General features: G+C 37.8%; 11 protein-coding genes. 4 read left to right on the plus strand and 7 right to left on the minus strand.

What is annotated here, in order from left to right:
* Positions 1 to 130: 130 nt before the first annotated feature.
* Positions 131 to 3,583 (minus strand): acyl-[ACP]--phospholipid O-acyltransferase, encoded by a 3,453-nt coding sequence (locus FZ949_RS08175; RefSeq protein ID WP_103579482.1) that lies wholly within the window; start codon positions 3,581 to 3,583, stop codon positions 131 to 133.
* Positions 3,584 to 3,751: 168 nt separating this feature from the next.
* On the opposite strand from FZ949_RS08175, the gene mnmG reads away from it, so the two are divergent.
* The 4 genes from mnmG to FZ949_RS08195 all read left to right on the plus strand — a co-directional run bounded on the left by mnmG (position 3,752) and on the right by FZ949_RS08195 (position 8,597).
* Positions 3,752 to 5,617 carry a tRNA uridine-5-carboxymethylaminomethyl(34) synthesis enzyme MnmG gene (mnmG, locus tag FZ949_RS08180; RefSeq protein ID WP_148790331.1) on the plus strand — a complete coding sequence of 622 codons (1,866 nt, stop codon included), beginning with the start codon at positions 3,752 to 3,754 and terminating at the stop codon, positions 5,615 to 5,617.
* Positions 5,618 to 5,792: 175 nt separating this feature from the next.
* Entirely contained in the window at positions 5,793 to 6,296 is a 504-nt protein-coding gene (gene petA / locus FZ949_RS08185; RefSeq protein ID WP_021091707.1) for a ubiquinol-cytochrome c reductase iron-sulfur subunit, read from the plus strand.
* Positions 6,297 to 6,306: 10 nt separating this feature from the next.
* The gene (locus FZ949_RS08190; RefSeq protein ID WP_148790332.1) at positions 6,307 to 7,551 is read left to right on the plus strand and encodes a cytochrome b; all 1,245 of its coding nucleotides are present in this window, start codon (positions 6,307 to 6,309) and stop codon (positions 7,549 to 7,551) included.
* A 2-nt stretch (positions 7,552 to 7,553) separates the two neighbouring features.
* Positions 7,554 to 8,597: a c-type cytochrome gene (locus tag FZ949_RS08195; protein WP_103579485.1), complete on the plus strand. Its 1,044-nt coding sequence runs from the start codon at positions 7,554 to 7,556 to the stop codon at positions 8,595 to 8,597.
* A gap of 22 nt (positions 8,598 to 8,619) precedes the next feature.
* Here FZ949_RS08195 and FZ949_RS09660 read toward each other — a convergent pair whose 3' ends face one another.
* From FZ949_RS09660 to FZ949_RS08220, 6 genes are all read right to left on the minus strand, one after another.
* Positions 8,620 to 8,754: a hypothetical protein gene (locus tag FZ949_RS09660; protein WP_258033377.1), complete on the minus strand. Its 135-nt coding sequence runs from the start codon at positions 8,752 to 8,754 to the stop codon at positions 8,620 to 8,622.
* Positions 8,755 to 8,999: 245 nt separating this feature from the next.
* Positions 9,000 to 9,272, minus strand: a complete 273-nt coding sequence (locus FZ949_RS09385) for a hypothetical protein (RefSeq protein WP_180998574.1) — start codon at positions 9,270 to 9,272, stop codon at positions 9,000 to 9,002.
* A gap of 444 nt (positions 9,273 to 9,716) precedes the next feature.
* Complete coding sequence (locus tag FZ949_RS08205) at positions 9,717 to 9,932, minus strand: hypothetical protein (protein ID WP_148790333.1); 216 nt, start codon at positions 9,930 to 9,932, stop codon at positions 9,717 to 9,719.
* Positions 9,933 to 10,026: 94 nt separating this feature from the next.
* Entirely contained in the window at positions 10,027 to 10,566 is a 540-nt protein-coding gene (locus FZ949_RS08210) for a polymorphic toxin type 50 domain-containing protein (protein WP_103580676.1), read from the minus strand.
* Positions 10,567 to 10,827: 261 nt separating this feature from the next.
* Positions 10,828 to 11,115 carry a hypothetical protein gene (locus tag FZ949_RS08215; RefSeq protein ID WP_021091759.1) on the minus strand — a complete coding sequence of 96 codons (288 nt, stop codon included), beginning with the start codon at positions 11,113 to 11,115 and terminating at the stop codon, positions 10,828 to 10,830.
* 44 nt (positions 11,116 to 11,159) lie between these two features.
* On the minus strand, positions 11,160 to 12,245 hold the full coding sequence (locus tag FZ949_RS08220) for an MBL fold metallo-hydrolase (RefSeq protein WP_103580677.1): 1,086 nt from the start codon (positions 12,243 to 12,245) through the stop codon (positions 11,160 to 11,162).
* Between the last annotated feature and the right edge of the window lie 73 nt (positions 12,246 to 12,318).

A 12,318-nucleotide genomic window follows, 5' to 3' on the forward strand; every position in this document is an offset into this window, starting at 1 on the left:
AAAAAATAAAATCAATAGCAGAATTTGCAAAAAAAATTTTCAAGATTTATACAAATGTCAGTTGCAACTGCGACCTGGCGACCTGGATAGTATTTTGGCGCTATTTTATCACAAAAAAGAGAGCGGCACCTCACTCCGCTAGAAGCGAGACCGCTAGAGCTTTTACGCCCTTAAAATCAACCTTGCCACTTGCAAGTGTTGGGATATCATCAACGATGAAGATATAGCTTGGCATCATTATAGGAGCAAGGCTGCTCTCTTTTAAAATTTGTTCAATATTTTCAGGCTCTGTGCCACTTTTTACTAAAAGTGCGATCGCTTCGCCCTTTTTGCTATCTGGCACGTTTGCGCTGCTAAATACAACATCGCCCCCAAGCACCTTTGCAAGCTCTTCTTCGACGCTTCCAAGACTTATCATCTCGCCGCCTATCTTGGCAAATCTTGAGTATCTATCGACGATAAAAACAAAGCCGTTTTCGTCTATGTGGCCTTTATCGCCAGTTTTATAGTATCTTACGCCGTCTATATGCGTGATGACATCGTTTGTTTTAGCTTCGTCGTTTAGATAGCCTTTCATAACTTGCGATCCGCCGATGACAATGAGTCCGTCTGTACCAGTTTCTAGCTCTTTAAGAGTCTCTGGGTCGATTATCTTGATGATGGTGCCAGGCAGAGGCATACCAACGCTACCAGGTCTATTAAATGTAAGCTCTTTTAAGCTCTCTTTTTCTAGGATATTTGGCATATTTACAGCAGCTACCGGCGCCGTTTCGGTCGCGCCATAACCTTCATAAATTTCTATGCCAAATTTGAGCCTAAACTCGTCTTTTATCTCAGGTTTTAGCTTTTCAGCCCCAGCTACGACCATTCTGGCACTTTGAAACATCAGTGGATGAAGCTTTTTGTTTCTGGTGTAGAGCCTAAAGAATGTCGAGGTACCAAATATGATGCTAGCGCTGTGTCTTGCGGCCATTTTGCCGATAGTCGCTCCATCTGTTGGGTCAGGCACGCTCACCATTTTTATACCCTCGCAAAGCGGCATGAGCGTTGTGACTGTTAGTCCAAATGAGTGAAATACTGGGAGTGAGTTTAATATCACGTCATCTTTTTTGAAATTTAGAAGTTCGCTTATTTGCTTAATGTTTGCAAGTAAATTTTTATGACTTAGCTCGATGCCTTTTGGCTCGCCCTCGCTGCCGCTACTAAATAAAATAGTGGCCGTATCCTCTAAGCTTACACGCTTAAAATAGTAAAGCTTAATAAGCCAAACTGGGGCAAAAAAGGCAGTTAAAAGCGCTAAAAATTTCTCTTTTTTTGAGACACTAGCTGAGAGATCTTCTGCAAATTTAGCCTTTCCGCTCATCGCATCTTTTAGATCAAAGCCCTTAAGTGCTAGCTTTTCAAGAAATTTGCTAGAGGTGATAACTGTGTTTATATTTGCCTTTCTTAGGGCGTGATTTAATGAGGTAACATTAAGCGTGTAGTTTAAATTTACGCTCACTTTGCCCATCGCAAGAAGCACTATATTGACGATAGCTGCGATGCTTGAGCTAGGTAGCAAGATGCCTATATTTTTCTCATCTTTTAGCTCGCGTTTGAAAATTTTGATAAAGACTAAAACAGCTGTTATAAATTTCAAGTTGCTTAAATTTAGTCCAGTGCTGTCGCTCACGCACTCTTTAAATTTATCCTCTTTTGCGTTATTTAGCCATTCGCTCGTTAGTGGTTTTTGCCTTGAGATAAAGCTCTCCCACGATGAAAAGCTAAGCTCAAGCACCTTTTGCTTCATCTTTGCAGCGTTTATAAATGTGGTTATCGGCTTGCCAAAGGCGACGATGATGTCGCGTCTGCCGTTTTTAGAAGTGAGGTCTTTGTAAAATTTACTAGCCCTTGAAAAGCTTGAGCCCCAAAGGCCACGAAGATAAAATGGCACGATGCAAATTTCTTCTAAATCTCTGATGATAAGTTCAAAGCCCTTTTGAAATTCATTTATCTGGCCGTTGTAGCTGATGTGGCCCTCTGGGAAAAGTGCGACCACTTCGCCATTTTTTAGGCACTCCCTAACTAGCTCGATCGACTCTTTGCTAGCCCCTGCGCCTATTGGGATCACTTTAAAAAATTTGAAAATTTGCTTTAGATACCATTTGTTATAGATCGTTCTATACATGACAAATCTTATGCCCCTTGGGCTTGCAGCTTGAAGCACGAGCCAGTCGATCCAGCTGATGTGATTGCCAAGAAGTAGCGCGCCACCACTTTGCGGTAAATTTTGAAGTCCTTCAACAAAAAAGCGGTACTTTGTCTTTAAAAATGGCAGTAAAAGTAGCCTTGTAAAAAGGTGCGGAAGCTGCAAAATGGCGTAAAAACTGCCGATTAGGCAAACAAGTGCTGTAAAGACAAAAAGTCCGGTGGTTGAAATTTCAAAATATACTAAGCCTATGCCAATAGCTAGAAAAAGCAGCATTGAGACGTTTTGTAAGAAGTTATTTGCCGCCATTATCTTGCCGGTGGTCTTTTGCGGGGCAAAGTACTGGATCATCGCATTTAGCGGCACTATAAAAATTCCACCAAAAAAGCCAAATGCAAATGAGCTAAGGCTCACTACGCCGATATTTGAGCCAAATACGAAAAATAAAAGTGAGAAAAATATACCCATGGCACCCATCGGCACGATACCAAGCTCGATGTGAAGCTTTGACATAGAGCCAGCCACGTATGATCCAAATGCGATACCTATGGCGCTTGCTGCTAGAATTGCTTGCACCGCTAGCGAGCTGTCGTCGTTAAAAACGGCTTTGTAATGAGCTGGGAAAGCTGCGATGATGATCTGAGAAATTCCCCAAAATATACTAAGTCCAGCGATGCTTAGCCAGATATTTTTATCTGACCTTACTTCTTTTAAATTTTCTCTTAAATAGCTAAGGCGAATATATTTTTTAATATCAAAATTTTCGCTTGTTTCGTCTTTTTCATCGATGCAAGGTAACTTATAAGCAAAATACGCTTCAAGTGCGCTAAAGATCACTAAAAAGATACCAATAGGATAGACGCTTTTTAAAATTTCTTCTGAGTTTTCACCTTGAATGTATAAATTTTCAAATATAAATGAAAATAAAAATGAGCTAAAAAGTATCGCAACGATGGTAAGCGCTTGGATGATGCCATTTGCTGTGCCAAGGCGCTCAGGGCCGACTAGGGCTTTGATGATGCCGTATTTTGCTGGTGAGTAGATCGCACTTTGGGCGGCTAGTATGAGCGTTAAAGCAAAGGCTACGCCAAAAGCGCCCGCAAGATAGCTAAAAAGCACCGCGACGCTGATAATAACGCCAAAAATGGCACAAATTCTTATGACCTTTATTTTTGCGAATTTATCGTTTATAAAGCTTGAGGGCGAAAATAAAAAGATAAATGGTAGCAAGATCATTGCGTTTATGACGGCTGTTAGGATAAAAAGTATGTCGCCATCATATGTTTTTAAAAGAACATTTTGTATGGTGATTTTGTGTGCTAGATCGACGCTTGCATTTAAAAATGCGATCGCAAGGTAGGGCAAAAAGCCAGCAACTTTTAATAAACTCATCATAGAAATACCTTTGTGATTTTAAAAATTTTGTAAATCTAACAGCAAAATATTTAAAATATTATTAATAAAAAACTCTACATTAAATTTGGTAATAAAAATTTTTAAAAAATTTAAATTTTATATGCTTTTGGATAAAATTACGCAATCAAAAATTAGGAAAAATTTATCATGAACTATGAAATAATCGTCGTTGGCGGCGGACATGCAGGCATTGAGGCAAGTCTAGCGGCTGCTAGAATGGGCAAACAAACTTTACTGATCACGATCTTAGCCGAGCAAATAGGCGCCGCAAGCTGTAATCCAGCCATTGGGGGCCTTGCAAAGGGACATCTTGTAAAAGAGATCGACGCGCTTGGTGGCCAAATGGGGCTAACGACTGATGCCGTTGGTATCCAGTTTCGCGTGCTAAATGAGAGCAAAGGCCCAGCAGTACGTGGTAGCCGTGCTCAGATCGATATGGATAGATACCGTGTTTATATGAGAAATTTGCTTTTAAATACGCCAAATTTAGAAATTTCTCAAGAGATCGCCACTGAAATTTTAAGCCAAAATGGCGAAGTAATGGGCGTTAAAACCCACCTAAATAATATCTATAACGCAAAAAAAGTGATAATCACAACTGGTACATTTTTAAACGGGCTAATTCACGTTGGATTTAACAAGCTAGAAGCTGGCCGTGTGGGCGAGCTAAGTGCAAAGGATCTAAGTGGCAGTCTAAGAGAGCTTGGGCTAAATTTAGGCAGGCTAAAGACTGGAACATGCCCAAGGATCGATGCAAAAACGATAAATTTTGAAATTTTAGAAAAGCAAGATGGCGACGCAAAGCCAGTTGCATTTAGCTTTAGAACTAAAAATTTCTCACCAACACAGCTACCATGCTACATCGCCTATACAAATGAAACCACGCATGAAATAATTCGCTCAAATTTTGACAAAGCACCACTTTTTACAGGTCAGATCGAGGGCATTGGGCCAAGATATTGTCCAAGTATCGAGGATAAGATAAACCGCTTTGGCGACCGCGACAGACACCATCTTTTTATCGAGCCTCAAACACTTGAAGCTACAGAGTACTACATAAACGGCTTTTCAACGAGCCTGCCTTATGAGGTGCAAGTGCAGATGCTACGCTCCGTAAAGGGTTTTGAAAACGCCAAAATCGTAAGGCATGGATACGCTATCGAATATGACTACGTCGAGCCAACACAGCTAAAACATAGTTTGGAGACAAAAAAGGTAAAAGGTCTTTATCTAGCTGGACAGATAAACGGCACGACAGGATACGAAGAGGCGGGCGCTCAGGGGCTAATGGCTGGTATAAATGCAGCGCTTTCGCTTGATAATAAAGAGCCGCTTGTTTTACGCCGCGATGAGGCGTATATTGGCGTTTTGATCGATGATCTTGTCACAAAAGGGACAAAAGAGCCATATAGGATGTTTACGAGTAGGGCAGAGTACCGCTTGCTTTTGCGTGAGGAAAATGCCATTTTAAGGCTTGGCGGATATGGCCATGAGCTTGGGCTTCTTGATGATGAGACTTTTAGTGAAATTGAAGCTATCAGGCAAAATTTAAAAGATGGGCTTGCTTACCTTAACAATACGCAAATTACGCCGAGCAAGCAAAATTTAGAGCTTTTAGCTAGCCTTGATGAAGAGCCAATAAGCCAAAATGTGAGCCTTCAAAAGATTGTCGCGCGCAAGAGCTTTACAGCTGAGAAACTAAGAAAGCTTGATGAGAAATTTTCAAATTTAGATGATGCGAGTGTGGATCAAATTTTAACCGAGTGTAAATATCAGCACTACATAAATGAGCAAAAAAATCAAATAGAAAAAATGAAAGATATGATGGATGTGAAAATTCCTGAAAATTTTGACTTTAGAAGTGTGAGCGGTCTTAGTAATGAAGTGGTTGAAAAGCTTGAGAAATTTGCTCCGCCTACGCTCTTTGCTGCGAGTGAAATTTCAGGTATCACGCCAGCTGCGATTGATATCTTACATATTTATATAAAGATGAATGAGAAAAGGCTTGGCTGATTTTGATTTTTGGTTTAGTTCAAAAAGCCATAAAACTTAAAAATTTTTATCTTAAAATCAAAATTTACGTTTAAGTTAAAATTAACATTATTTTTGCAGATTATATTTATAAATTATACTTTTTTAATTTTTTGAGAGTATAATCGTTAAGAATTTATTTATAGAAAGGAATTTAATGTCAGTAAAGCAAGAAAGACGTAGCTTTATCGGCCTTGCGTTTGGTGCTGTGGCAGCTGTCGGCGGCGCTATGTCACTAGTGGCTGTTAAAAAGACTTGGGATCCGCTTCCAAGCGTAAAAGCTGCTGGTTTTACAACAGTTGATCTAAGTCCGATCAAAGATGGAGAAATGAGGCAGGTTGAATGGCGTAAAAAGCCTATTTTCATCCTCAAAAAAAGTCCTGATATGGCTAAAAATGACAAAAGAGATGTTGTCGTAGGGGATGCTAGATATGTAGTTCTTATCGGACTTTGCACGCATCTTGGTTGTATACCTGAGTATAAAGCAAGCAAACAAATGTTTGTATGTGCCTGTCATGGCGGCGAATTTAATGCCGACGGAATGCAAACATACGGACCTCCTCCAAGACCACTTGATATACCACCATTTAAGATCGATGGAACCAAGCTAGTTCTAGGCGAAACAAGCCCAGAATACGAAAAATTAGTAGCAAAAGCTTAGGAGGATAGCAATGTCTTTAGCTCATAAATCAACTGGCGTTATTGACTGGCTTGATCAACGCCTAGCTTTTACAAAACTTATAAAGGTTCTAGTTAGCGAATACTGGATTCCAAAAAATATAAATTTCCTTTGGGCAATGGGCGTTATTTTAACAACGCTTTTTATGCTCTTAATCGTTACTGGTTTTTTACTTTTAATGTATTACAAACCAGATGTAAATTTAGCATTTGATAGTGTAAATTATACTATCATGCAAGAGGTCGAGTATGGCTGGCTTTGGCGTCACATTCACGCAGTTTCAGCTTCTACGATATTTCTTATTATGTATATTCACTTGCTTACTGGACTTTACTATGGTTCATACAAAAGAGGCAGAGAGGTCATTTGGATAAGTGGTATGGTGCTATTTATCTGTTTTTCAGCAGAGGCATTTAGTGGTTATATGCTCCCATGGGGACAGATGAGCTACTGGGCGGCGACTGTTATCACTCAGCTTTTTGGCGGTGTGCCAGTTATTGGCGATGCTTTAGTTGAGTGGATTAGAGGCGATTACGCAGTTGGTGACTCAACACTTACTAGATTCTTTATGCTTCATGTTTGTCTATTGCCACTTGTAACGATAGCTGTTTTGGTTATTCACTTCTACTCTTTAAGAGTTCCACACGTTAATAACCTAACAAGCGAAGATATAGACTTTGAAGTAGAGGCACAAGAGTATCTACACGGCGATAGAGCGAAATCTAAAGTTATACCATTTTGGCCAGGATTTTTAGCAAAAGACTTTATGTATGTATCATTCTTTATGATATTTGTCATCTATCTTGTTTGCTATCACTTCAACTTTGCAATGGATCCTATCAACTTTGAGCCAGCAAATCCACTAAAAACCCCACCACATATCTATCCAGAGTGGTACTTCTTGTGGCAATATGAAATTTTACGTGGCTTCTTCTTTGATATCGCTGGAATTTCAGCTTACAACATCGGTCTTATCGCATTTGCATTTGCAGGTGTTGCGTTTATGCTTATACCGCTTTTTGATAGAAGTGACCTTGTGGCTCCAGCTCACAAAAGACCACTATTTTTCGTATGGTTTTGGGTCTTAGTTGTCGATCTTATCGTTTTATCGATATATGGCAAACTCCCAACAGGTGGCATCAACGACTGGATAGGTTTTTACTCATCGTTGCTATTCTTGTTCTTATTTATAATTGCATTGCCAGTTATCACAATACTTGAAAGAAAGAGGGGCTAATTATGAAAGAGCTTAAAATTTTTGCCATTGTTGTTATTCTTTCAGGTGTTTTATATTGGGGTATCGAGCCTTATGCTCACACAAAGCTTCACCCTCATACTGCAAATGCCGAATATAACTTTTCAAAAGAAGATACTGACTATGCAAAGCACTTTTTAGAGCAAAAAAAGACAGCACTTGAGACTGCTAAGGCTAGTGGAAATAAGGCAAGTATAGATGCGGCTACAAAAGATGTAGAAGTAGCACAAAAAATTCTTGATGACTATACAGCATTTTGGAATGACATTAACTCTATTGATCTTACAAAAGGTGACGCCACAAAGGGTGCTGATACTTTTGTAGCAGCAGGATGTACAGGATGCCACGGTATAGAAGCAGCAGGTATGCCAGCTGGTATGGATGCTGAGACAGCTAGTCAAAGCTTTGGTGTAGTACCACCAGATCTTAGTACCGCTGGTAAAATTTATGATGATAAATTCTTGGCCGCACTCATTAAAAATCCAAATATGGCTTTAAAGCTAACTCATAAATTTAACGACGAGCATCCATTCCCGATGACCGCATTTATGGGTGCTGGTGGTGATATAAATGCTGAGACTGCCGATATAGTAGCTTATTTGAAAAAGGTATCTGCTGATTATGAAAAGGCAAATAATAAGATCACTGAAGAAAAGGTTTTCGCTGATGCATGTCAAAGATGTCATGACATAAAATATGACAAAAAATATGCATTTAGCAACAAAGTAAGCCTTGCTGCTTATATGGGCTCAAACCCACCTGATCTATCGATGATGATCCGTTCAAAAGGCGATGAGTATTTACATAAATTTATAAACGATACTCAAAAGATGCTACCAGGTACTGCAATGCCAAGAGTTGGTTTAAATAAAGCCGCTGAAGACGATGTGGTAGCTTATATCCAAAAAATAGGTGACAAGAAGAAGGCTGAGCGCGAGAGCACAGGGCTTTATGTCATGATCTACTTCTTTATATTAGGAATTTTTGCTTGGCTTTGGAAACGCAAAGTTTGGAGTGAACTACACTAAAATTTAAGAGCCTCTTTGGCTCTTAAATCCTCTCTGGTAAATTTACATATATAAATAGGTATTCTTTAAATTCGTTTTTGTAAATTTGATCAAATACTCTTATAAATTTTAAAATTTCATTCACTCGTAAGAGCTGACTACTAAAATCTAGCTTCACTTACCGCTTAACTCAAATTTTAGAACCGAAATTACTCATTAAAGTTTGATTGAAATTAACAAAACTGCATGCAGTGCTTTAGCACTAGAGTATGCCCTTTGAACGTGTCAGGGAAGAGGAATTGTTAAGGGAGAAGGGAGTTCTTTTGCTTTGCTAGTTCGCAACTGCAAGCAGACCGTAATTCAAGCTTCTTCCCCCTTAACAAAGAAAAAACTTTAAATTTCTAAAAATATATTTTGCAAATTTTAAAATTCCATTCGCTTGCAAGAATTGACTACTGATTTTTGTATGTTTGCATTTACATTTTTGGCTGTTAGGATAGGATGATAAAAGGCATTATTTAAACCGTTTATAGAATCTCCTGGATGTAAGATAATATTTCCTAAATCAGCAAGTCCTTCAAATCCGCCTAGACCATACATGGTTGATTTTGTATAATCTAATATGTCGGGGTTTGTTTTAATATACAAATTATCTTTGTAAAAGTCTGAATTGTCATATGCCTTTGAAGCATACATATACCTATCCTCATATTGCTTCTTATCCGGATTAAAGGCATTTGTATTATCTAGGCTTGTATTATAAAAGCTACTTTGCTTTATGAAATTCGTTGCTAGTTCTATATTGTAAAGATCATTTGAGCTTAGGCTTCGTCTATATGTTTCATTAAATGATTTATCCGTTAAAGATACCGCTGCTTTTGCTAGGATAGATTTTGCTTCATCATCGCTATAAATTTTATTTGTTGTAGTTTGAAGCTTTGATTTAAAGCTTGCTATGTTATTTTTATTGTTTATAAAGTCTATCTCTCTTTGATGAAGCTGCCTATTATAAGTATCTGCACTTGTGGTTATTTTATATCCTGCGTTTGCTCCTTTATCTGCATTAGTGTTATTTAAATTTGGAGAAACTCTACAACCAGTTACAATAAAAATGATAAGTGCTAAGATAAATTTATGAATTTAGTCATTTTCTAGTCGTTGTCCTTTATATGCCAAAAAATAATTTTGCGGCACAGAAAATAAATTTGGATAATCAATTCTTATTGCTTTTTCATCAATCAAGTATTCATTAAAATCTGCAATAATTAAACTAGAAATATATCCTACATTATCCAAATCATCATCTGTAATATCTCCATTATATATAAATAATAATTTTATTATGTCGTTTTCCAATGTCGCATATTTTGTGTAGTTTCGCCATTTAATGCTCTCTTTGTGGATGATAAAATTTTAGTAATTATTTCATTCATACAAATCCCTTATCAATTTAGATTACTAGGAACAATATGGGCACCATTTTACCATAATGAACTATTCCTTTTGTGGTAGACAATTTGTTACCATTTTCATCTATATAATAACCAATTACTTTTCCAAAATCTATTCTTTCTTTTGAACCAGCCAATCCGATTTCTACACTATTCACCTTTTGACCTGTTCCAAATTTTGGCAAAAGATTTTCTACATCTTCTGTTAAAATACTTCTTGTTACGCCACTTTGATTGGCTGTTTTATATTCATTGGTTCCTTGTATATGTTTGTTTTGTTTATTTATATCTATCTTAACACTCTTACCCTCAGCAACAATTATTCCGTCATTGCCATTAGAATTTAGATTATTATTTGTTGTTTTATCTGCCGTTGTATCTTTTTTACTTAAATTTACATTCGATAACTTATTACCTACCTTTATGGCTGCTTTACCAGCTGCTCCAAGAGAACCTATATTTTCACCTAGTGCGTGATAATTTCTATAATTTATAGAGCTTTGATCACCTAAGACACTATCTACAAAATTTTCAGCCATAAATTCTAGGTCTCACAAAGCTTGACACTAAAATCAGAGCCGAAATTACTCGTTCATGAAATTCTAAAAATTGCTGGAATTTTGTGCATTGATAGTGTCATACGCGCTTAGTGTGCAAGAAAAGAAAAGATGGCAAATGTGAGGATGAAAACAGCCTCTAAACGAATAAATTTGATTTTTTAAGCAAATTTACTCAGCAAAAAACCACATAAATTTACGCAAAACAGCCAAATTTAGCTAGCGTAAAATCACACTAAACGGCTAAATTTCCTTGGCGATCTTGCTCATTTTATTGAGCAGTTTTTCACGTTCATTTGGCTTTAGGTTGCCGTATTGAAGCTTTGTTATCATCTGCATGAAGTCAAATTGTTTAAACATTTGCGCATCGCTTTTTAGCTCTTTTTCTAGCTGTTTATAAATTTTTTCAGTCTCTTTATTTGCTTTTTCTAAATTTTGTAAAAAGCTTCCAGTTGCGCTCATATCAAGGTCGTTTTTTGCAGCTTTATCAATGACATTTTTTAGATTTGCTAAATTTTCAGAAATTTTCATCAGCATTTCCTTTTGGATTTTAAAATTTAGAGCAAAATTTATTCCTAAATTTCCTCCCACCACTTTTTTCTAGGCGGATTTTGGGTATTGAAAACTTCTCCGATCATCGGCGTTGCGTAGTTTAGCTCAAGGTTTGTCGCTGCCTTTTCAAAACGCTTGATAGGCTCATCCCAAGCGTGATAAGATAGATCAAACTTGCCCCAGTGTACCGGTACACCAAGCTTTGCACCAAGATCTTTTAGTGCTTGCGCTGACTCCTCTGGCTTCATATGCACGTAAGGCCAGCCATCGCCATAAGCACCATTTTCGATAAAAACTAGATCAAAGGCGCCAAATTTCTCATTTATCATCTTAAAATGCTTGCCGTATCCGCCATCTCCGCTAAAATAAAAGCTAAAGCCAGTCTCTTCAACCGCCCAGCCACCCCAAAGCGTCGTATTTCTTTTAAATGTGCGCCCACTAAAGTGCCTTGAAGGACAAAACATGAAGTTTAAATTTCCTATTTTTTGATCACCAAACCAGTCAAACTCATAAATTTTGTCTTCATCAACGCCCCATTTTACAAGGTGAGCTTTTACGCCAAGCGGCACTAGAAATTTACAAATTCTATCCTTTAGCTCAAGTATTGTTTTGTAATCAAGATGATCGTAGTGATCGTGCGAGATGAGGGCGATGTCGATCACATCTGGGTAATCACTAGCGGTGATAGCATGCTCGTAGGCAAAGGGCTTACCGCCAATTGGCAGTGGAAATGCTCGGTGCAAAACTGGATCTGTGACGATGGTTTTGTCATCAAGCTTGCATATGAGGCTAACGTGCCCTAGCCAGATAAACTCGCCGTTTTTCAAGGCATTTGCGTCAAATTTTAAATTTGGTAAAGGCTTAGTTGGTAGCTTACCTTTTGGTGGAAAGAGTGCTTGCGGAATGTAATTTAACATAGATGCTTGCGGATTATTCTTTACCATATCAATAGTGGGCTCTAAATTTATAAAAACTTTACCATTAAAATTTGGTGAAGCCTCTATGAGCTTTTGGCTCTTGACGTCTGGCACGCCACCAAAAACTGGGGCAAATCTCATAAATACAAAAACTGCAACAATAAACAAAACTATAACTATAAAAATTCCCATAAAAAGCCTTTTAAATTTAAAGGTCGGATTATATTTTAGATTTTTAAATTTCAGTTTTATTTAATTAACTCGA

This window comes from Campylobacter concisus, assembly GCF_902460545.1.
In the GTDB taxonomy this organism is placed as follows: domain Bacteria; phylum Campylobacterota; class Campylobacteria; order Campylobacterales; family Campylobacteraceae; genus Campylobacter_A; species Campylobacter_A concisus_AE.

Coding starts and splice junctions, on each gene's coding strand:
- FZ949_RS08215 (WP_021091759.1), bottom strand. CDS start 11,115: ATGAAAATTTCTGAAAATTTAGCAAATCTAAAAAATGTCATTGATAAA.
- petA (WP_021091707.1), top strand. CDS start 5,793: ATGTCAGTAAAGCAAGAAAGACGTAGCTTTATCGGCCTTGCGTTTGGT.
- FZ949_RS09385 (WP_180998574.1), bottom strand. CDS start 9,272: ATGTATGCTTCAAAGGCATATGACAATTCAGACTTTTACAAAGATAAT.
- FZ949_RS08175 (WP_103579482.1), bottom strand. CDS start 3,583: ATGATGAGTTTATTAAAAGTTGCTGGCTTTTTGCCCTACCTTGCGATC.
- FZ949_RS08220 (WP_103580677.1), bottom strand. CDS start 12,245: ATGGGAATTTTTATAGTTATAGTTTTGTTTATTGTTGCAGTTTTTGTA.
- FZ949_RS08190 (WP_148790332.1), top strand. CDS start 6,307: ATGTCTTTAGCTCATAAATCAACTGGCGTTATTGACTGGCTTGATCAA.
- mnmG (WP_148790331.1), top strand. CDS start 3,752: ATGAACTATGAAATAATCGTCGTTGGCGGCGGACATGCAGGCATTGAG.
- FZ949_RS08210 (WP_103580676.1), bottom strand. CDS start 10,566: ATGGCTGAAAATTTTGTAGATAGTGTCTTAGGTGATCAAAGCTCTATA.
- FZ949_RS08195 (WP_103579485.1), top strand. CDS start 7,554: ATGAAAGAGCTTAAAATTTTTGCCATTGTTGTTATTCTTTCAGGTGTT.